At 70.1% G+C, this 19,633-nt stretch carries 18 protein-coding genes; 4 read left to right on the forward strand and 14 right to left on the reverse strand.

Features of this window, described 5'->3' with window-relative positions; genetic code table 11:
- Positions 1–19: 19 nt before the first annotated feature.
- From EXE58_RS07270 to EXE58_RS07325, 12 genes are read right to left on the reverse strand one after another with little or no spacing between them, the layout of a single operon-like run.
- Positions 20–1,060, reverse strand: coding sequence for a glutathione synthetase (locus tag EXE58_RS07270; protein ID WP_135267266.1), 1,041 nt, complete (start codon positions 1,058–1,060; stop codon positions 20–22).
- Positions 1,057–2,223, reverse strand: coding sequence for a peptidase MATCAP family protein (locus EXE58_RS07275; RefSeq protein WP_135267267.1), 1,167 nt, complete (start codon positions 2,221–2,223; stop codon positions 1,057–1,059). The genes EXE58_RS07270 and EXE58_RS07275 overlap by 4 nt, the downstream gene beginning before the upstream one ends.
- Positions 2,223–3,011 carry an N-formylglutamate amidohydrolase gene (locus EXE58_RS07280; protein ID WP_135267268.1) on the reverse strand — a complete coding sequence of 263 codons (789 nt, stop codon included), beginning with the start codon at positions 3,009–3,011 and terminating at the stop codon, positions 2,223–2,225. The genes EXE58_RS07275 and EXE58_RS07280 overlap by 1 nt, the downstream gene beginning before the upstream one ends.
- 36 nt (positions 3,012–3,047) lie before the next feature.
- Complete coding sequence (locus EXE58_RS07285) at positions 3,048–4,565, reverse strand: CoA-acylating methylmalonate-semialdehyde dehydrogenase (RefSeq protein WP_135267269.1); 1,518 nt, start codon at positions 4,563–4,565, stop codon at positions 3,048–3,050.
- Positions 4,562–5,890, reverse strand: a complete 1,329-nt coding sequence (locus tag EXE58_RS07290; protein WP_135267270.1) for an aspartate aminotransferase family protein — start codon at positions 5,888–5,890, stop codon at positions 4,562–4,564. Before EXE58_RS07290 ends, EXE58_RS07285 begins: the two co-directional genes overlap by 4 nt.
- Positions 5,891–5,903: 13 nt before the next feature.
- Positions 5,904–7,070 (reverse strand): ABC transporter substrate-binding protein, encoded by a 1,167-nt coding sequence (locus tag EXE58_RS07295; RefSeq protein ID WP_135267271.1) that lies wholly within the window; start codon positions 7,068–7,070, stop codon positions 5,904–5,906.
- Positions 7,071–7,116: 46 nt separating this feature from the next.
- Positions 7,117–7,926: an ABC transporter permease gene (locus EXE58_RS07300; RefSeq protein WP_135267272.1), complete on the reverse strand. Its 810-nt coding sequence runs from the start codon at positions 7,924–7,926 to the stop codon at positions 7,117–7,119.
- Positions 7,923–8,759 (reverse strand): ABC transporter ATP-binding protein, encoded by an 837-nt coding sequence (locus EXE58_RS07305; RefSeq protein ID WP_135267273.1) that lies wholly within the window; start codon positions 8,757–8,759, stop codon positions 7,923–7,925. The genes EXE58_RS07300 and EXE58_RS07305 overlap by 4 nt, the downstream gene beginning before the upstream one ends.
- A gap of 38 nt (positions 8,760–8,797) precedes the next feature.
- Complete coding sequence (locus EXE58_RS07310; protein WP_244242470.1) at positions 8,798–9,643, reverse strand: ABC transporter permease; 846 nt, start codon at positions 9,641–9,643, stop codon at positions 8,798–8,800.
- Positions 9,644–9,675: 32 nt separating this feature from the next.
- Positions 9,676–10,704 carry a TIGR03842 family LLM class F420-dependent oxidoreductase gene (locus tag EXE58_RS07315; RefSeq protein WP_135267274.1) on the reverse strand — a complete coding sequence of 343 codons (1,029 nt, stop codon included), beginning with the start codon at positions 10,702–10,704 and terminating at the stop codon, positions 9,676–9,678.
- 26 nt (positions 10,705–10,730) lie between these two features.
- Complete coding sequence (hydA, locus tag EXE58_RS07320; protein WP_135267275.1) at positions 10,731–12,161, reverse strand: dihydropyrimidinase; 1,431 nt, start codon at positions 12,159–12,161, stop codon at positions 10,731–10,733.
- Between the two features lie 10 nt (positions 12,162–12,171).
- Positions 12,172–13,020, reverse strand: a complete 849-nt coding sequence (locus EXE58_RS07325; protein WP_135267276.1) for a nitrilase-related carbon-nitrogen hydrolase — start codon at positions 13,018–13,020, stop codon at positions 12,172–12,174.
- Between the two features lie 111 nt (positions 13,021–13,131).
- Between EXE58_RS07325 and EXE58_RS07330 the strand changes: the two genes are divergently transcribed.
- From EXE58_RS07330 to EXE58_RS07345, 4 genes are all read left to right on the forward strand, one after another.
- The gene (locus EXE58_RS07330) at positions 13,132–14,469 is read left to right on the forward strand and encodes an aminotransferase-like domain-containing protein (RefSeq protein WP_135267277.1); all 1,338 of its coding nucleotides are present in this window, start codon (positions 13,132–13,134) and stop codon (positions 14,467–14,469) included.
- 108 nt (positions 14,470–14,577) lie between these two features.
- The gene (locus EXE58_RS07335; RefSeq protein WP_135267278.1) at positions 14,578–15,294 is read left to right on the forward strand and encodes a hypothetical protein; all 717 of its coding nucleotides are present in this window, start codon (positions 14,578–14,580) and stop codon (positions 15,292–15,294) included.
- 31 nt (positions 15,295–15,325) lie between these two features.
- Positions 15,326–16,087, forward strand: coding sequence for a hypothetical protein (locus tag EXE58_RS07340; RefSeq protein WP_135267279.1), 762 nt, complete (start codon positions 15,326–15,328; stop codon positions 16,085–16,087).
- 85 nt (positions 16,088–16,172) lie between these two features.
- Complete coding sequence (locus tag EXE58_RS07345) at positions 16,173–16,907, forward strand: hypothetical protein (protein WP_135267280.1); 735 nt, start codon at positions 16,173–16,175, stop codon at positions 16,905–16,907.
- Between the two features lie 24 nt (positions 16,908–16,931).
- Here the strand turns inward: EXE58_RS07345 and EXE58_RS07350 are convergent, their stop codons facing one another.
- Both EXE58_RS07350 and EXE58_RS07355 read right to left on the reverse strand, forming a co-directional pair.
- Positions 16,932–17,798 carry a M15 family metallopeptidase gene (locus tag EXE58_RS07350; RefSeq protein ID WP_135267281.1) on the reverse strand — a complete coding sequence of 289 codons (867 nt, stop codon included), beginning with the start codon at positions 17,796–17,798 and terminating at the stop codon, positions 16,932–16,934.
- A 52-nt stretch (positions 17,799–17,850) separates the two neighbouring features.
- Positions 17,851–19,569: a sensor histidine kinase gene (locus EXE58_RS07355; RefSeq protein ID WP_135267282.1), complete on the reverse strand. Its 1,719-nt coding sequence runs from the start codon at positions 19,567–19,569 to the stop codon at positions 17,851–17,853.
- Between the last annotated feature and the right edge of the window lie 64 nt (positions 19,570–19,633).

Here is a 19,633-nt window from a genome sequence, read left to right on the forward strand (position 1 = left end):
AGGTCGCCCAGCGCCGATCTCAGCTCGTGGCGAGGCGCGCGTTGTCGATCTCGGGGTAGTGCTGCCGGATCCGGACCTTGCGCTCGAGCTCGCCGATGATCACCGGCGCGAAGTCGACTTCGGTGAGCTCCTTGGCGCTGCCCAGCCCACCGGGGCTGAAGACGTTGATCTCCATGAGCTTGTCGCCGACGATGTCGAGACCGACCAGGAACATCCCGTCGGCGACGAGCTTGGGTCGCACGGCCTCGACCATCGCGAGCATGGCGTCGGTGACGGCGACCTTGACCGCCTTGCCGCCGGCCGACATGTTCGAGCGCACGTCGTCGGAGCCGGGCGTACGACGGAAGGCGGCGTAGGCACCCTCGTGCTCGAGCGGCTCCCCGTTCATCACGAAGAGCCGGGTGTCGCCCTTCTTGGCCTCGGGGAGGTACTCCTGGGCGACGATGTAGCCGTCGCGGGAGATCGCCTCGATGATCTGGTTGAGGTTGGGGCTCTCCTTGCGGTTGATCAGGAAGACCCCGCTGCCGCCCGAGCCCTGCAGCGGCTTGAGCACGGCCCTGCCGCCGAGGTCGTCCACGAACGAGGTGATGAGCGCCTCGTCGCGGGAGATGAGGGTGCGTGGGCGCACCACCTCGGGGAAGTGCTGGAAGTAGGCCTTCGACAGCGCGTTGGCCAGGCTGGTCGGGTCGTTGACGACGAGCACACCCGCGCTGGCGATCAGCTGCCCGAAGGCCACACCGGCGTTGTTGGCCCAGGGTGCGGACTCGGCGTCGTCGGCAGGGTCGTTGCGGAGCATGACGACGTCGAACTCCTCCAATCCGATGTGCTGCTCGCAGTCGGGCTTCTGCACGTCGTCGAGGTGGCGCTTGAGCGAGCGGTAGTTCTTGCCCTGCGCCATGCGGGCGTGGGCGCTCAGGCTGCCGTCGGGCTCGTAGGAGAAGTCGCCGATGCCCATGAACCACGCCTCGTGGCCCATGCTCCGGGCGGCCATCGCCAGCCGGTTGGTGGTGTAGCGCGGGTCCTCGGTGGCGATGTCGTTGACGACGAAGCCGATCTTCATGGTGTCCCTTCCAGGAGCTGGTCGAGCTCATCGGTGTCGGCCGCCGCCGCGATCCGGTCGAGCGCGGCGGGGTCTGTCAGGTAGCGCGGCGAGATGCGGGCGGGCTCGAGCACACCCTTCTCGTCCAGCTCGGTCACCAGGGGCAGGTCTGCCAGTGAGAACTTACCCAGGCAGAGCAGTTCCAGACTCCCGCCGCCGCGCACGTGCTCGAGCAGGTCCACCAGGCCCCGCAGGTAGATGGCGTCCTTCGTGACCCCTCCCGAGCGGTAGGCGCGCATGACGGTCGTGAAGGCGCTGTGCTCGGGGAAGCCCGCATCCACCAGGGCGTCGTGCGCCTCGGCGAACGTCGCGCCCGACACCAGCCGGTGCACCGTGAGCACGCGACCCGCGAGCTGGCGCAGGCGGAAGGCCGTGAGACCGCCGCAGGCGATCTCGGCGAGCACGGCCATCCCCTCCTGGGTCTCGTCGTAGCCCGCCAGCCCGGCGCCGAGCACCTTCACCTGCTGGGCGGAGCCGTTGACCTGGGTGACGAGGTGGGTGCCGACCTCGTGGTGGAGCAGCGCCTCGGCCCGGACCCGCTGGACGGCCGACTCGGGCCCCACCAGGAGCGTGTCGCCGGAGACCATGACCCCGTTGACGTCCGGCCGGATCTCGGCGTGCATCTCGATCTCGGGGTCCTGCTCCCGGTAGCGGTCGATCTCGTCGAGCGCGAGCTGGAGGAAGTCCTCGGCGTCGAGGACGTCACCGGCCGGTTCCGAGGCGGGCACGGCCGCCAGCAGCGCCTCGGCCTGACGGTTCAGCGCGGGCGAGACGCCGCCGTACAGCTCGATGCTGAGGCCGAGGAAGTCGTCGGTGTCGCGGGCGCGCAGCATCTCCACCTGGAGCTCCATCTCGCGGTGCTTGGCCCGCAGCAGGTGCGCCAGGGTGGTGTCCTCGACGGAGCCGACGTCGATCCTCTCCAGCTCCGCGGCCACCACGTCCGGGTCGACCTCGAGGCTGCGATAGGCGAACTCCGGCTCCTCGACGTCGCCGCCGAGGAAGTCCTCGCGGACGTCCTCGGCGTCGACGGGCGTGATCTCGAGGAGGAACCGCATGCTTGCCGAGAGCTGGGCGAGCGCGTGGTCCACCGCCCGATCGCCGGCACTGAGCACCGAAGAGCCCATCAGAGCCGGCCCAACTCCTCGTGCAGTCCCGGCAGGGTCGCGGCGAGCGCCGCCCGGGCGCGGTCGAGGGCGGCCTCGTCGACCTCGCCGGTCCACTCGTCCATGAACGTCTTCTTGAACTCCAGGGCCAGGACGCACCCGACCCGCGGGTAGCGGTCGTGCACCCACCAGGCAAGCCCCCGACCCTCGAAGACGACGTTCTCCCGGGCGTCCACCGACCCGGCGCCCAGGTGGGCCGCGCACAGGTCGGCGACGAATCTCTCCACCAGGGGCTCGAAGACGTCGAGGTCGACGCTCCCGGTGCCGACGTTGACCTCGGGGTTCTCCTCAACCGGCGCCGGCGGCTGGTCCGCGCCGTCACGGCGGTGGTTGTAGGAGTGCACGTCGAGGAGGACGAAGGGGCCGCGCGCAGCGACCTCGTCGAGGCGGGCGGCGAGCTGGTCGTAGAAGGTGTCGTAGGTGGCCAGGCTCTGCTCGTACTGCTCGTCCGGCAGCTCGCCGCCGCGCCACACCTTCAGCCCCCAGCAGTCCTCGGGGATGCGGTAGATCGCTTCCCGGCGGGGACGGTTGAGGTCGCACTCGAACCGCGAGCGGTGCGTCACGACGCGGTCGGGCACGACGTCGGCGATGCGGTCGGTGTGGGGGTCCTCCTCGCGCAGCCGCTCGGCCTCGTCGAGCACCATCAGCTCGGCGAGGTCGGGGCGCACCTCGTGCCCTGCGTGGACCGAGGTGGCCACGACCTGCCCTGTCCAGTCGCCGAGGAACTGGACAATCTCGTCGTCAGCCATGTCTCTTGCCTAGCCGATGGGTGGTTGGTTCACAACTCAGCTGTGCTGAGGGAAGCCGAGGTTGAGACCGCCGTGGCTGGGGTCGAGCCAACGCTGGGTGATGGCCTTCTCGCGGGTGAAGAAGTCCACCCCGTGCGGTCCGTAGGCCTTGGCGTCCCCGAACAGCGAGGCCTTCCAGCCGCCGAAGGAGTGGTAGGCGACGGGCACCGGGATCGGCACGTTGATACCGACCATGCCGGCCTCGACCTCACGCTGGAAGCGCCGCGCGGCACCACCGTCGTTGGTGAAGATGGCGCTGCCGTTGCCGTAGGGACCGGAGTTGATGAGCTCGATTCCCTCGGGGTAGCCGGACACCCGCACGACCGACAGCACCGGGCCGAAGATCTCGTCGGTGTAGGCGCTCGACGAGGTCGGCACCTTGTCCAGCAGGGTCGGGCCCATCCAGAAGCCCTCCGAATCGCCGTCCACCTCGTCCCCCCTGCCGTCGACCACGACGCTCGCACCGTCGGCGGAAGCCACGTCGACGTACGACGCCACCTTGTCGCGGTGCTCGCGGGTGATCAGCGGGCCCATGTCGCACCCGCGCCGGCCGTCGCCGACCTTCAAGGTGGCCATCCGCTCGCGGATCTTCTCGATGAGCGGGTCGGCCACCGTGTCCACCGCGAGCACGACGCTCACGGCCATGCAGCGCTCCCCGGCCGAGCCGAAGCCGGCGTTGACGGCTGAGTCGGCGACCAGGTCGAGGTCGGCGTCCGGCAGGACGAGCATGTGGTTCTTGGCGCCGCCGAGGGCCTGGACCCGCTTGCCGTGGGCAGTTCCGGTCTCGTAGACGTAGCGGGCGATCGGGGTCGACCCGACGAAGGAGATCGAGGCGACGTCGGGGTGCACCAGGAGGGCGTCGACGGCCTCCTTGTCGCCGTGGACGACGTTGAAGACGCCGGGTGGCAGGCCCGCCTCGGTCATCAGCTCCGCCATCCAGTTGGCAGCCGAGGGGTCCTTCTCGCTCGGCTTGAGCACGACGCAGTTGCCGGTCGCGATGGCGATGGGGAAGAACCACATCGGCACCATGGCGGGGAAGTTGAAGGGGCTGATGATCCCGACGACCCCGAGCGGCTGCTTGAGAGAGAACACGTCGACGTCGGTCGAGACGTTCTCCGACATCGAGCCCTTGATGAGGTGGGGCAGCGAGCAGGCGAACTCGACCACCTCGAGGCCGCGGGCGATCTCGCCACCCGCGTCGGAGAGGACCTTGCCGTGCTCGGAGGTGAGGATCTCGGCGAGCTCCCCCTGTCTGCTGGCGAGCAGCTCGCGGAAGGCGAACATCACCGACTGCCGCTTGGCGATGGAGGCCTGCCCCCAGGAGGAGAAGGCCTTCTTGGCCACGCCGACCGCCGTGTCGACGTCGGCGGCCGAGCCGAGCCGGACGTGTCGCTGGACGACCCCGCGGGCGGGGTCGAAGACGTCACCCGTCCGCTCGGAGCTGCCGGCGCTGGGGACGCCGTCGATCCAGTGGTCGAGGACGGGCAGGTCGCTGGTCGTGCTGGGGGTCGTCATGAGAGCTCCTTGGTGAGCAGGGTGAGTGCGTCGTCGTAGATGGCCAGAGCAGTTCCGGCCTCGTCGTCGGTGACCACGCAAGGTGGCACCACGTGGATGCGGTTGTCGGCCACGAAGGGCAGCAGGCCACGCTCGAGCAGCAGGGCCTTGGCGCGGCCGACGACCGCCGGGGCCACCGGCTCCCGGGACTCGGGATCGGAGACCAGCTCGAGCGCCCAGAAGACGCCGGCGCCCCGAGCCTCCCCGACCAGGTCGTGCTTCTCGGCCAGCTCGGCGAGACCGGGTCCGAGCACGTCGCGACCGATGCGTGCGGCGTTGTCGACGATGCCCTCGTCGGCCATCGCGTCGATCGAGGCGACGATCGAGGCCATCGCGAGCGGATGCCCGCTGTAGGTGAGTCCGCCCGGGAACACGATGTCGTCGAAGTGGGCCGCGATCGGGTCGCTGATGACCACGCCACCGACCGGGACGTACCCGGAGTTGACGCCCTTCGCGAACGTGATCAGGTCGGGGACGACGTCGTAGGCGTCGAAGGCGAACCACTGGCCCGTGCGGCCGAACCCGGCCATCACCTCGTCGAGGATGAGCATGATCCCGTGCTTGTCAGCGAGGGCCCGCACCCCCTCGAGGTAGCCCGGCGGCGGCATCAGCACCCCGGCGGTGCCGGGCACCGTCTCGAGGAGGATCGCGGCGACGGAGGCAGGGCCCTCGGACTCGACGACACGCGTCAGGTGGCGCAGCGCCCGCTCGCTCTCCTCCTCCGGCGTGGTCGCCCAGAACTCCGAGCGGTAGAGATAGGGGCCGAACACGTGCACGTGCCCGCGGGCGTACTCGTTGGGCACCCGCCGCCAGTCGCCCGTCGCCACGACCGCCGCGCCGGTGTTGCCGTGATAGCTGCGATAGGTCGAGACGACCTTGTCGCGCCCGGTGAACTGCCGGGCCATCCGGATGGCGTTCTCGTTGGCGTCGGCGCCGCCGTTGGTGAAGAACACCTTGGTGAAGCCGTCCGGGGCCAGGTCGACGATCCGGCGTGCCGCCTCGCCGCGGGCGAGGTTGGCGGTGGGCGGGGAGATCGTCGTCAGGAGCGCCGCCTGCTCCTGGATGGCCGCGACGATCCGCGGGTGCTGGTGTCCGATGTTGACGTTGACGAGCTGGCTGGAGAAGTCCAGCCACTCGCGACCCGCGTGGTTCCACACGCGGCAGCCGAGGCCACCGGCCACCACCATCGGGGAGAGGGCTGCCTGCGCCGACCACGAGTGGAAGACGTGGGCCCGGTCGAGCTCGACGGTGTGGCCGTCGAGGTCCCCCGGCACTGGCTCTGTCATCGCTGCTCTCCTTCTACTCGCCGGCCTCGTTGAGGGTGACCTCGATGGGTTCGTAGTCGGCACCATCCACGTCGACGTCCTCCTCACGGAGCTCCTCGAGCGCCTGCTCGACGTACTCGTTGGTGTACGCCGTCTCCGGCGGCTCCTCGCTGATGATCGTCGCGCCCGTCTCGTTCTCGGTGTTCAGCGCGATGTCGACCGTCTGGTCCCAGGCCGCCTGGTCGATGACCCCGACGCCGTTGGTCGAGGGCCAGATCAGCTTGTTGACCTCGTTGGTCATCCACAGCTGGTGGCTCGTCCCGAGCTGTGACCCGGCCGCGGTGACGGCGTCGGCTCCGGCCTGCGGGTCGTCCCTGACGAACTCCCAGCCCTTGATGGAGGCCTTGATGAAGGCGACCGTCTGCTCCTGGTAGGCCTCGTCCTCGAGCTGGTCGGTGGAGGCCCAGATGGCGTCCTGGAGCATGGCGGTGCCCACCTCGTTCCAGTCGATGACGTTGAGGTCCTCGGGCTGGTAGAGCTCGCCCGTGTCGGGGTTGACGCTCTCGAGGACCTGGGCGTACTCGTTGTAGGTCATCGCCTGGGCCGCGTCGATGTCACCGGCGAGGAAGGCGTTCATGTCGAAGGCCTGCTGGACCAGGTTGATGTCCTCGAGCTGGACGCCGGCCTGCTGCATCCCGGCGAAGAGCTCCCACTCGTTGCCGAAGCCCCAGCTGCCGACGTTCTTGCCGGCGAGGTCCTCGGGGGTCTCGATGCCCTGCTCCTTGAAGGAGATCTGGGTGGTCGCACTCCGCTCGAAGATCTGGGCGACGTTGGTGATGCCGGCACCCTGCTCGATCGAGCCGAGCACCTTGGGGACCCACGAGATGGCGTAGTCGACGTCGCCGGCCGCGAGGACGTCCTGCGGAACGATGTCGGGGCCGCCCTCCTCGATGGTCACGTCAAGGCCCTCGTCCTCGTAGAAGCCCTGCTCGACCGCGGCGTAGTAGCCCGCGAACTGGGCCTGCGCGACCCACTGCAGCTGGAGCGAGACGGGGGTGAGGTCTCCGTCGCCGCCTTCTCCCTCGCCGGCCGAACCGTCGTCGTCGCCCCCCGAGCAGCCCGCGAGGACCAGGGCCAGGGTCGCGACGCCGGCAGCGAGGCGGAACCGGGAGCGGGTCCCGGGTCGTCGTGTGGCTCTCATGTGTTCTCCTCAGGGTGGGCGTGCGGATGTTGTGGGCGTTCAGGTGTCAGGACGTGGGCGTGTGCCGGGAGGCCCAGAGCTCCACGAGCAGCGTGGCGACGTAGAAGGAGAGACCCAGGACGATCGACCCGACGACGTAGGCCCAGGCGAGCGCGTAGTTGCTGCTGGAGGCGGCGGTGGTGATCGACTTTCCCAGGCCGCCGACGGGCCCGCCGAAGTACTCCGCGATCAGGGCCGAGATGACCGCCAGCGAGGAGGCGACGCGCAGGCCCGTGAAGACGTACGGCGTCGCCGTGGGCAGCGTGACCGTGCGCGCGACCTGCGTCGGAGTCGCGGCGTAGGCGGCCATCAGCTCACGGTGGACCGACGACACCTGGCGCAGCCCGCGCAGGGTGTTGAGGTAAACGGGGATGCAGACCGCGAGGGCGGCGATGATGATCCGGCCGGTGTCCACGGCTGCGCCGAACATCGTGTAGAGCACCGGTGCCAGGGCGACGATCGGCACGACCGAGAGCGCGGCGACGACCGGCACGGCCATCTGGTCGGCCACCTTGCTGGCGCTGGCCAGGACTGCTCCGAGGATGCCGACGACGGCCCCGAGGAGCATGCCGATCAGCGCGTTGCGACCGGTGACCACCATGCCGCTGACGATGGACTCGCGCGCCGCGACCAGCTGGTCCCAGATGGCCGAGGGGGCCGGGACGATGTAGGGGTCGATCTCCAGACCGGTCACGGCGACCTGCCACAGGCCGAGGGAGGCAACGCCGACCACCAGCGGTGCGACCACCGTGCCGACGCGGACCTCGGGCAGCGGGAGGGCCCGCCGGGTGTCGCGCGTGGTTGCGGAGTCGCTCATCGGGTCTCACCGCCTCGCGGCTGCGGGGAGCCGTGCAGGTGCTCGCGCACCCTGGCGACGGTGTGGAAGAAGTCGGGGACGTCACGGACGTCGTCGGTGCGGTCGTGGGAGGTCCCCATCTGGTCGCCGCCCGCCCGTACGACGTCGACGACCCGGCCGGGCCGTGGGGACATGACGACCACCCGGTCGGACAGGAAGACCGCCTCGGGGATCGAGTGGGTGACGAACAGGACGGCGGCACCGGTCTCCCGGCAGATCCGCACGAGCTCGTTCTGCATCCGTTCGCGGGTGATCTCGTCGAGGGCGCCGAACGGCTCGTCCATCAGCAGCAGCCGCGGGCTCTCCGCCAGCGCGCGGGCGATGGCGACGCGCTGCTGCATGCCTCCCGAGAGCTGCTCGGGATAGGCCTTGGGGAAGTCCTCGAGCCCCACCAGCTCGAGCAGCTCGGCGCAGCGACGGCGCCTCTCGTCGCTCGCCACCCCGTGGAGCTTCAGCGGCAGCTCGATGTTGGCAGCCACCGTGCGCCACGGCAGGAGCCCGGCCTGCTGGAAGGCGATGCCGTAGTCCTGGTCGAGCCGAGCCTGGCGCGCCGTCTTGCCGAAGACCTCGACCGTGCCGGCGGTCGGCGTGTCCAGGTCGGCGACCAGCCGCAGCAGGGTGCTCTTGCCGCACCCGCTCGGCCCGATCAGCGACACGAACTCACCCGCCTCGACCGTCAGGTCGATGCCGCTGAGCGCCACGACGTCGTTGCGGCGGGTGGTGAACACCCGGTCGACCCCGGTGATCTCGATCGCGTGCGCGGTGGACGTGCGCGGGGCGGGGGACCGACTCATCGACTCGCTCTCGGTGGGTGCCCTGGAAGGTCTCGGCATCAGCTGCTCCCGGTCATCCGGAAGGGGCGCAGCCCGAGGCCGAGGAGGCCGACCGCGCCAGCGGCCACGAGGCCGACGGCCACGGCGCCGAAGATGGGGGCCCAGGCCTTGGCGGGGTCTCCGCCTGCCGACTGGGCGTACTCGACGACCATCCGGCCGATGCCGCCCCGCAGGCCGATGGACACCTCCGCGACGACTGTGCCGATCACGGCGCTCGCGGCTCCGAGCCGGAGGGCGGGCAGCAGGAACGGCACGCTCGCCGGAAGCCGCAGGGTCGCCAGGGACCGCCACCAGCCCACGCCGTAGACGTGCATGAGCTCGAGGTGCGTGCGGGCCGGGGACTTCAGCCCTCGCAGTGCCCCGACCGCGACCGGGAAGAAGGCGAGGTAGGCGGCGATCAGCGCGACAGAGTGCTCGTTCTCCCAGCTGAACGAGCCGAGGCTCAGACCCGAGCCCCACCGCCTCACGAGGGGGGCGATCGCGATCAGCGGAACCGTCTGGCTCAGGACGATCCAGGGCAGCAGCCCCGACTCGGCCAGGCGGAAGCGGCTCATCAGCAGCGCCAGCAGCAGGCCCACGACGACGCCGATCAACCACCCGCGGGTGGCGATGCCCAGCGTGAAGAGGCTGGCCTCGGTGACGGCGCCGAGCGCGGACGGGGCACCGGGGGCGCCGGTCGCCGGCTCGAACAGGCGCTGGACCATCTCCCACGAGTGAGGCATCGCGAGGTCGGTCGCCCGCGGCAGGACCAGCAGTCGCTCGCCGACACGCAGCCCCTCCGCGGGACCGAAGGCCTTGTAGAGGTCCCATGCGGCGGCGAGCAGGAGGACTCCGAGGAGTCCCATCCCTGCTGCCCGCAGCCGACCCCGCATCCGCGTCACGCCTTCGCGGTCACGTGCTCGCGCAGGGCCGGCACGATCGTCTCGCCATAGACACGGAGGGTCTCCTCCTTGTTGTCGTGCTGGAGATACCCCGCGAACTGGTCGACGCCGATGTCCTTGAGCTCCTTGAGCTTGGCGACGTGGTCCTCGGCGGTGCCGAGGACGCAGAAGCGGTCGACGATCTCGTCTGGGACGAAATCGGTGTGGGTGTTGCCGGCCTGCCCGTGCTCGTTGTAGTCGTAGCCTTCCCGGCCCTTGATGTAGTCGGTGAGCGCCTGGGGGACGGTCCCGGAGTCGCCGTACTTGGCCACGATGTCGGCCACGTGGTTGCCGACCATGCCGCCGAACCAGCGACTCTGCTCGCGCATGTGCTCCCACGACTCCGGGGTGTCCTCACCGACGTACATCGGCGCCGCGACGCAGAACGTGATGGCGTCGGGGTCGCGGCCCGCCTTCTCGGCGGCATCGCGCACCGACCCGATCATCCACTTCGCGATGTCGACGTCGGCGAGCTGCAGGATGAAGCCGTCGCCGACCTCGCCGGCCGCCTTGAGCGCGAGCGGTCCGTAGGCCGCCACCCAGACCTCGAGGGAGGAGGTGCGCGCCCACGGGAACTGCAGGGTCGTGCCGTTGAGCTCGACGGGGCGGCAGTTGGCCAGCTCGCGGATGACGTGGGTCGCCTCGCGGACCTCCTTGAGCGTGGTCGGCTTGCCGTTGAGCACCCGCACCGCCGAGTCGCCGCGGCCGATGCCGCAGACGGTCCGGTTGCCGTACATCTCGTTGAGGGTCGCGAAGACCGAGGCCGTCACCGTCCAGTCACGAGTTGCCGGGTTGGTGACCATCGGACCGACCGTCACCCGGTGGGTGGCAGCCAGGATCGCGGAGTAGATGACGTAGGGCTCCTGCCAGAGCAGGTGGGAGTCGAAGGTCCACACGTGGTCGAAGCCGTGCTCCTCCGCCTGCTGGGCCAGGCCCACGGTGCGCCAGGCCGGCGGATTGGTCTGCAGTACGACGCCGAAGTCCATCTCGGGCTCCTTCTGGACGGGGTGGGCTAGGAGAGGTACTGCGTCAGACCGCGCTTGAGGAACTTGCCGTGGCCGGCGCGGCCGTGGAAGGCACCGTCCGAGACGACGACCGAGCCGCGAGAGATGACGACGTCCACGTGCCCGTCGATCTCGAACCCCTCCCACGCGGAGTGGTCCATGTTCATGTGGTGCGTCTGCTCGTAGCCGATCGAGGTGTGGCCGTTCGGGTCGTAGACGACGATGTCTGCGTCCGCGCCGGGCGCGATGACTCCCTTGGTGCCGTGGAGCCCGAACATGCGGGCCGGAGTGGTCGAGGTGAGCTCGACCCAGCGTTCGAGGGTCAGCTCACCGGTGACGACGCCCTGGTAGAGCAGGTCCATGCGGTGCTCGATGGACCCGATGCCGTTGGGGATCGCGCGGAAGTCTCCACGGCCCAGCTCCTTCTGGTCCTTCATGCAGAAGGGGCAGTGGTCGGTCGAGACCATCTGCAGGTCGTTGGTGCGCAGGCCCGCCCACATGGCGTCCTGGTGGCCCTCGGCGCGGGAGCGCAACGGCGTGGAGCAGACCCATTTGGCGCCCTCGAAGCCGTCCTCGCCGCCGGCCCCGAGCTGCTCCTCGAGGGAGAGGTAGAGGTATTGCGGACAGGTCTCGCCGAAGACGTTCTTCCCGCGGTCGCGGGCCGCTGCGAGCTGGGCGACGGCCTGCTTGGCGCTGACGTGCACGACGTAGAGCGGAGCGTTGGTGAGGTCGGCCAGCATGATCGCGCGGTGCGTGGCCTCCTCCTCCATCTGCCAGGCGCGGGCGATGCCGTGGAAGTAGGGGCCGGTCTTGCCCTGGTTGTAGAGCTGCTCGGCGAGGACGTCGATGGCCGGGCCGTTCTCGGCGTGCATCATCGTCATCAGGCCGAGCTCGGCGGCCTTCTGCATCGCCTTGAGGATCTGCGCGTCGTCGGAGTAGAAGACCCCGGGGTAGGCCATGAACAGCTTGTAGCTGGTGATGCCCTCGTCGACGAGGGTCTCCATCGCCTTGAGCGACTGCTCGTCCACGCCGCCGATGATCTGGTGGAAGCCGTAGTCGACCGCGCAGTTGCCGCCCGCCTTCTCGTGCCAGGCAGCCAGTCCGGTCTCCACGGCCTCGCCGTACTTCTGCACCGCGAAGTCGATGATCGAGGTCGTGCCGCCCCAGGCCGCTGCGGTGGTGCCGGTCTCGAAGGTGTCGCTGGCCTGGGTGCCGCCGAAGGGCAGCTCCATGTGGGTGTGGGCGTCGATGCCACCCGGGATGACGTACTTGTCCGTCGCGTCGACCACGCGGTCCACCGAGGAGGCGAGGTCGGCGCCGAGCGCGGTGGACCCCGGCTCGACCAGTGCGACGATCCTCTCCCCGTCGACCAGCACGTCGGCGCGGGTCCGGCCGGTGGCACTGACGACAGTGCCTCCGCTGATCAGCAACGTGCTCATCCCGTCCCCCTCAGGCCTCGGCGATCGTGGTGTAGCTGTCGGGCCGCCGGTCGCGGTAGAACTGCCAGTCGTCGCGCATCTGCTGGACCATGTCGAGGTCGATGTCGCGGACCATCAGCTCCTCCTTGTCATCGGCTCCGCGGTCGCCGACGAAGTTGCCGCGGGGGTCGATGACCTGGCTCGTGCCGTAGAAGTCGACGGCCTCGTCGCCGTACTCGTTGTCCTCGAGCCCCACCCGGTTGGGCTGGAGCACGAAGTAGCCGTTGGCGACAGCGGCGCACGGGCCCTCGACCTCCCAGAGGCGGTTGGAGAGGCCGGGCTTGGTGGCGTTGGGGTTGAAGACCATGTGTGCCCCGCGGAGCCCCAGCTCGCGCCACCCCTCGGGGAAGTGGCGGTCGTAGCAGATGTAGACCCCGACCTTGCCGACGGCGGTGTCGAAGACCGGGTAGCCGAGGTTGCCGGGGCGGAAGTAGAACTTCTCCCAGAACTTCTCGAGGTTGGGGATGTGGTTCTTGCGGTAGCTGCCCAGGATCGTGCCGTCGGCGTCCACCACGACCGCGGTGTTGTAGTAGACGCCCGTCTGCGCCTCCTCGTAGATCGGCAGGATCATCACCATCTCGAGCTCCTTGGCCAGCGCCGCGAAGCGTTGCACGATGGGGCCGTCGGCCGGCTCGGCGTAGCGGTAGTACTTCTGGTCCTGGGTGATCCCGAAGTAGGGCCCGTAGAACAGCTCCTGGAAGCAGATGACCTGAGCCCCCTGCGCCTTGGCATCGCGGGCGAACTGCTCGTGCTTGTCGAGCATGGACTCCTTGTCGCCGGTCCACGTGGTCTGGCTGATCGCTGCCCGCACGGTCGTCATGACGGTCTCCCTCGGGGTGTGACGCAGGTCTCATTGGAACGTTATCCTGTGACTTGAACATTTAGCGAGCCCTTTCCCCGGACTTCCTTCTCTGCGCTAGACAGGACTCTCGTGGCCAGCTCCCCCGACCTCTCGGCGCTCGAGGACCGCACTCCCCAGGGCATCGCGGGCACCTTCGCGCGGGCGGTGCGCTCCGGCGAGCTGGTCCCCGGCGACCGGTTGCCGACCGTCCGCGCGGTGGCGGCCGAGCTGGGGGTCAGTCCCGCCACGGTCAGCGCCGCGTGGCAGGCGCTGCGGCGCACCGGGGTGGTCGTCTCCCGTGGGCGGTCGGGCACCTTCGTGCTCGACACCCCCCGCACCTGGCTCACCCCGCGCCAGCAGGGACTCGTGGCGGGTCCGACCGAGCAGGTCCGGCTGGACCTCTCCCGCGGCACGCCCGATCCCACGCTGCTCCCAGCCCTCGGTCCCGCGTTGGGCCGGGTGTCCACGCCGGCCTTCACCGGGGTCTACCAGGACGAGCCGGTCCTGCCGGCCCTGCGCCAGCTGCTGCTGGGCAGCTGGCCCAGCCCGGTCGAGGCGCTGACGGTCGTGAACGGCGCGATGGACGGGATCAACCGCACGCTCGAGCTGGTGGTCCGGCTGGGCGACCGGGTGGTGCTGGAGTCACCCGGCTACCCGATGTTCTACGACCTCGTCGAGTCACTGGGCGCCGAGATCATCCCAGTGGAGCTGGACCGCCACGGGATCCGGCCGACATCCCTGCGGACGGCCCTGGAGGCGTCGCCGGTCGCCGTCGTGCTGCAGCCCCGGGCCCACAACCCCACCGGCGTCGCGATGACCGGCGTCCGCGCGCAGACGCTGGCCGGCGTGCTCCGGAGGGCCCCCGCATGTCCCTGGATCGTCGAGGACGACCACTCGGGGTCCATCAGCACCAGGCCCGACGTCTCGCTGGGCAACCACCTTCCCGACCGCACGGTGCACGTGCGCAGTTTCTCCAAGTCCCACGGACCCGACCTCCGGATCGCGGCCCTGGGCGGTCCCGCCTCCTTGGTGGACTCCCTCGTCGGACGGCGGATGCTCGGCCCCGGGTGGACCTCCCGGATGCTCCAGACCATCCTGCACGACCTGCTCACCGAGGCACGCTCGCTCGACGAGGTCAGCGAGGCGAGGCGACAGTACTTCGGTCGCCAACGCGACCTGGTCGCACATCTCGCCGAGCTCGGACTGCACCTGCCCGCGCCCGACGGCATCAACCTGTGGCTCCCGGTCCGTGACGAGCGCGCTGCCCTGGCCCACCTCGCCGCTGCGGGGATCCGTGCGGCCCCCGGCAGCCCCTTCTTCCCCGGCCCGGCGGCCCCTCCCCATGTCAGGGTCACGTCCGGGCTCGTGGCGCCGGAGCATGCCGCCACCGTGGCCGCCGCGCTGGTGGGCGCGACGAGGGCTGGGTGACGCCGGCCGCCATGCAGGTGCATCTCGGCAAACTCGCCAACTCCGCTGTGGTGCGCCGGCAGGCGTGGTCGAATGTCCGGAGCCGTCGGACGAACAGAGGGATTCACTGTGCTGGGCAACAAGGGGGCACGGCGTGCCATCGCCGTGGGAGTGCTGGGGGCCGTCCTGTCCTCGTGCGGGACCATCGAGGAGCTCACCAAGAGCGACTTCGCCAAGCAGGAGCCCGAGGCGATCGCCCAGTCGGCGGTCAAGGCCATCAAGGACATCGAGACGGTCAGGCTCACCGGCCCGCACCAGGAGAACGGACGGGAGCTCTTCCTCGACATGTGGGTGAGTCGGTCCGGCGACTGCCGGGGCACCTTGCGCGAGAGCGGCAACAACGTCGACGTCCGGCGCGTCGACGAGAAGATCTGGTTCAAGGGTGACACCGGCTTCTTCAACATGGTCGGGAAGAGCCAGGTGCCGCGCGCAGCGCTGGAGAAGCTGAGCACGCACTGGGTGGCCCTGGACGACGCCGCCAGCCGCAAGGCGTTCAGCAAGTTCTGCGACCTCGACAAGCTGTTCAAGGACGTGGACACGCTGACGGACGTCGACGGTGTCACGGTCGGGGACGAGGTCGACCTCGACGGCCGCGCAGCCGTCGAGATGAGCTCCACCCCCGGTGGGGCCTACACCGAGCGCATCTGGGTCTCCAGCGAGGCACCGCACTACATCCTCAAGGCATCCACCGACGAGGCTCGCCAAAGGGGCACCTTCGCCTTCTCCGAGTTCAACGAGGAGGTCGTCGTGACGAAGCCGGCCTCCAAGGAGATCTACACCCCCTGACAGGCGGGGGTGCCGGACGAGAGGCAGGAACGTGCAGGGCGTACGACCAAGGCTGGCCGGCGCGATCGCGGTGATGACGTTGAGCGGCTGCGCGGTGGTCGACGACCTCCGATACCCCTACGCCGGCGAGGACGCGGGCGCGATCTTCGTCGACGCCGCGTCGGCCACCTCCGACACCCGCACACTGCGCGTCTCCGGCTTCGTCGACCCCGAGGGCAAGGGCAAGGCGACCATCGACTTCAGCCTCATGACGGGCACCGGGGGGCACTGCAGCGGCGAGGTCAGCCTGGACACTGCGTCGTTCGACGTCCTCACCACGCCGGACGGATCGTTCCTGAGGGGCAGCGCGTGGAGCTGGCAGAAGCTGAGCCTGCTCACGGAACAGCCGATGCCCGCACGGTCTCGAGTCCTGGAGGGACGCTGGGTCAAGAAGTCCGACACCGTGCCGCTGGACCCCGTACCACTGTGCCGGCTCATGGCCGACCTACTCACCGAGGAGGAGCAGTCAGCCGTCGACGAGGGCGAGCCGCCGAGCAACCTCGTGCTGGTGAACGAAGGGCTCGGCGAGGCGGCGGGTGAGAAGGCGGTCAGGCTGCAGGTGACTGACGAGGACAGCGTGACGGACGCGTGGGTCTCCCTCGAAGAGCCTCACTACTTCGTCAAGATGGTTCAGGAGGACGCGCACGCGCGGGTGCAGGTGGTGCTCTCCGACTTCGACCTCCCGGCCGAGTTCGACACCCCACCGCACACGGAGGTCCTCGACCTCGGAGACCGCCCCGGCGCGCAGGCCTGACAATTCGCTGCTGACGCCGCTGGAGTCCGCTCATGGACGTCCCCCCGTGGACTCTGGTGGAATGGCGCGGACGAGGGAGACCACCATGACCGTCTCGGGACTGGCAGTCGCGGTGCTGGCCGCGTCCGCCCCCCTGCTGCTGGCCGCGTGCTCGGCGAGCACTGACGCCACCCGCGAGGAGCCGGTTCCGCAGGACCCACGAGCCCTCGCCCTCGACGCCTTCGACGAGATGCGCGAGCTCGAGTCGCTCAGGATGGCGGGCACGTTCACGACCGCCGACGGCGTCATCGCGATGGACGTCCGCATTCGGTCCGACGGCCAGTGCGAGGGCGAGTTCGAGATGGGTCGCGGCACCGCGAGGTTCGTCAAGGACGACCAAGGGGCCTGGATCAAGGGTGACGAGCGGTTCTGGCGGGCGACCCTCGACACCCCCAAGGAGGCCCGGGTCGTCATCGCGCTGGTGGGCTCGAAGTGGGCCAGGCCACCTTCGGACGCCATGCTCGGGCCGCTGTGCGACTTCGACCAGGTCCTCGACACCTTCGACCCGAAGCTCTTCGACGACGGATCGGTGAGCCAGGGCGACGTCGAGGTGGTCGGGGACGTCGAGACCGTCCCCGTCAAGGAGAAGTCCTTCGGCATCTGGACCACCATCTGGATCTCGGTCGCCGAGCCCCACAGGGTCGTCAAGATGATCACCCCTTCGGGCGACGACCCGGGGAGGGTCGAGTTCAGCGAGTTCGACCGCGAGCTCGACATCACCCCGCCCGACGAGGACGTCGTCGTGGACCTCAGGGGCGACGCGCCCGAGCGCGTCGTGTGAGCAGCACCTTCGTCACCGACGCGCTCACAACCCGTTGCGGCTGAAGTGCTGGTAGTCCAGTGAGCGGCGCCAGTCGCCGCCCCACTCCCAGCCGATCGAGGCGAACGCCTCGACGACCGGCCCGTCGGCGGTGATCATGCCGGGACGCACCTCGTCGCGCCGCAGGTAGGACGACGCCAGCTCCGGCAGCAGGACCTGTCCCTTCGCGTACGGGTTCTGGAACGTGTTGACGTCGATGGCGAGCCCGTAGGCGTGCTGGGAGAAGTACGACGTCCCGGTCGATGCCCGGCACACGAACGCGCCCGTCCCGTTGCCGTCGCCCGTGGGCGGTGCTTCGGGGTCCCACGTCGGCACCACGACGACCTGCTCCATGGGGAAGCGCGCGCGGTAGAGCCGGCCGAACACCTTCGCGACGTCCCGGGCCACCGTGCGGTGGACGAGCAGCTCCCCGGTGTGGCGTCGGGCGTCGAACCCCCAGAACGCCAGTCGCACCCAGGCGAGATCGCGGCGCCCCACCGGGCAGCCGGGCCGCCAGGTCGAGCGGCGGATCACGTGCCGGGGTGCGGGTACGACGACACGAGCGGCGTAGCCCTCGCCGGGCAGCGCAGGCAGCCGGTCGGGCAGCGTCCACCCCCGGGTCCGCAGGGCAGGGGGCGTGCGTCGTACCTCGCCGTAGCCGGTCGCAGGGTCGACCGGGAGCTCGCGGGTGCCCAGCCACGACGGCGGCCTGCTGCCGAGTCCCGAGCTGGGTGCCACGAGCGTGCCGTCGGTGCGCGGCTGCAGGACGGTGCGGGCGTACTCGCGTGCACCTGTCACGACAGGTGCGGGCGCGCCCAGGGACAGCGTGACGGCCTGCACGAGCAGGCCGGCGAGCGCCGCAGACAGAGCCATCACCCCAACGTACGCCGGAAGGGTTGGTCAGGGAGGCGCGACCACATCAGCGTCAGCGTGGGGTGCGACGCCGGTCGTCCATGGCCGGGAACATCAGGCGCACGGTGGTGCCCCTGCCCAGCTCGGACTCGACGCTGACCTGACCCTCGTGGCGCTCCACCACCCCCTTGACGATGTCGAGGCCGAGCCCGGTCCCCGGCCGGGCGAGTGCCTCGGGGTTGGACGAGCGGAAGAAGGGCGTGAACAGGGCGGCCTGGTCGTCCACGGAGATGCCGAGCCCTTCGTCACGACAGGCGAGGACGAGCCACGGCCCCTCCCGTCGCAGCGAGACGGACACGTGGCCACCCGGGTCGGAGTACTTCACCGCGTTGTCCACGACGTTGGTCAGGGCGCCGCTCAGCTGGTCGGGATCGCCGCGGGTCAGGCAGACCGTCGCCGGCTCGTCCATCTCGAGGGTCACCCCAGCGCGGGACGCCACCGCCTCCATGGCGTTGGTCACCTCCTGCACCAGGGTCCCCACGTCGACGGTGACGCGGAACTGGTCGCGGTCGGGATCGCTGACCCGGGCCAGGGTCGTGAGGTCGTTGACCATGCCCATCATGCGTACGACACCGCGCTCGATGGCCTCGAGCCGCTGTGCCGCCTCCGCGGGGAGGCCGTCGGCCATCGCCAGCAGCTCGGCGTTGGCCCGGATGATCGTGAGCGGCGTCTTGAGCTCGTGGGTGATGGTGTTGTGGAACGACCGGCGCAGCTCCTCGTGCCAGTTGAGCTGCTCGAGCAGGTCGCGCTCTCGGTGGGTGGCCCGGGCGTCGACGATCTTGCGCCCCAGGTCGTGGCCGAAGTCGAGGACTGCCTCGCTCTCCGCGTCGGTCCAGCGCCGGCCCTCCCACCCTCGCGCGATCAGCATGAGCCCCAGGGCGGTGCCCGATGCCCCGACCGGGGCGAGCACGACCGTGCGAGCGTCGACATCGTCCAGCATGGCGTCCAGGGCCGCCCCGATCGAGCGCAGCTCGTCGTCGCCCCAGACCTCGCCGGGTTCGACCACCACCACATGGTGCGAGGAGCAGGCGCGCTCCGCGGCGTCAGCCAGGGCGTCGCACTCTTCCGGGGACAGGCAGCGGCTCATCGGCCCGGTCCACCCCGCCCCGAAGACGTGCACCTCGAACGCAGTCGCGTCGAACGCGCCTCCCAGCTCTTCGACGGCCCGGCTCACCAGAGCCTCCTCGTCGTGGCGGACGTCCGGGGTGTGCAGGAGCCGGCGTACGACGGAGGTCATCCGCACGCTCTGGGCGAGCCGCTCGTGCTCCACGATGATGAGCAGGCACCGCAGGGAGAGCCGCAGGGCCTCGTCGACCTGCTCGGGCACCGCTGGACCGCCCTCCGCCGAACGCGCGGGACCGAGGTAGACGATCGCGCGCAGGTCGCCGTCCTCGTCGCGGACCGCCCGCACCAGCAGCTCACCGCACCCCGGGCCCTCGGCCCTGAACCAGACGTCGTCCCCGTCGGGCTCCCCCTCGTCGAGGTCGACCCGCACCCGCTGGCGGAGCTCCTCGGTGTCGCGCAGCACGTCCTCGGGGGAGTCTCCGGCGACCGTGACGAGCTCGACGTGACCGTCGGGCCGCACCACCTCCACGACGCAGGACTCGACCCCCGCGCGCGCAGGGATGTCGAGGGTCACCTTCTGGACGAGCTCCCGGGTCTGCTCGTCGCCCCAGGCCTGGACGCGCGATCGGTCCGCCCCACCGTCCTGGTGTGCGACTCGTCCGTCCACGGGACCTCCCTGCCCTGATCGTAGGTCCCAGCTCCCCCGGAGGTCATCGACCAGCCGTCGGGCG

The sequence above is a fragment of the Nocardioides seonyuensis genome (assembly GCF_004683965.1).
Lineage (GTDB): Bacteria > Actinomycetota > Actinomycetes > Propionibacteriales > Nocardioidaceae > Nocardioides > Nocardioides seonyuensis.

Excerpts from the sequence above, each read along its gene's own strand:
- EXE58_RS07325 (WP_135267276.1), bottom strand. The coding sequence starts at position 13,020 with ATGACGACCGTGCGGGCAGCGATCAGCCAGACCACGTGGACCGGCGAC.
- EXE58_RS07295 (WP_135267271.1), bottom strand. The coding sequence starts at position 7,070 with ATGAGAGCCACACGACGACCCGGGACCCGCTCCCGGTTCCGCCTCGCT.
- hydA (WP_135267275.1), bottom strand. The coding sequence starts at position 12,161 with ATGAGCACGTTGCTGATCAGCGGAGGCACTGTCGTCAGTGCCACCGGC.
- EXE58_RS07305 (WP_135267273.1), bottom strand. The coding sequence starts at position 8,759 with ATGAGTCGGTCCCCCGCCCCGCGCACGTCCACCGCGCACGCGATCGAG.
- EXE58_RS07315 (WP_135267274.1), bottom strand. The coding sequence starts at position 10,704 with ATGGACTTCGGCGTCGTACTGCAGACCAATCCGCCGGCCTGGCGCACC.
- EXE58_RS07300 (WP_135267272.1), bottom strand. The coding sequence starts at position 7,926 with ATGAGCGACTCCGCAACCACGCGCGACACCCGGCGGGCCCTCCCGCTG.
- EXE58_RS07275 (WP_135267267.1), bottom strand. The coding sequence starts at position 2,223 with ATGGGCTCTTCGGTGCTCAGTGCCGGCGATCGGGCGGTGGACCACGCG.
- EXE58_RS07310 (WP_244242470.1), bottom strand. The coding sequence starts at position 9,643 with ATGGGACTCCTCGGAGTCCTCCTGCTCGCCGCCGCATGGGACCTCTAC.
- EXE58_RS07285 (WP_135267269.1), bottom strand. The coding sequence starts at position 4,565 with ATGACGACCCCCAGCACGACCAGCGACCTGCCCGTCCTCGACCACTGG.
- EXE58_RS07350 (WP_135267281.1), bottom strand. The coding sequence starts at position 17,798 with ATGGCTCTGTCTGCGGCGCTCGCCGGCCTGCTCGTGCAGGCCGTCACG.
- EXE58_RS07345 (WP_135267280.1), top strand. The coding sequence starts at position 16,173 with ATGACCGTCTCGGGACTGGCAGTCGCGGTGCTGGCCGCGTCCGCCCCC.
- EXE58_RS07270 (WP_135267266.1), bottom strand. The coding sequence starts at position 1,060 with ATGAAGATCGGCTTCGTCGTCAACGACATCGCCACCGAGGACCCGCGC.
- EXE58_RS07290 (WP_135267270.1), bottom strand. The coding sequence starts at position 5,890 with ATGACAGAGCCAGTGCCGGGGGACCTCGACGGCCACACCGTCGAGCTC.
- EXE58_RS07280 (WP_135267268.1), bottom strand. The coding sequence starts at position 3,011 with ATGGCTGACGACGAGATTGTCCAGTTCCTCGGCGACTGGACAGGGCAG.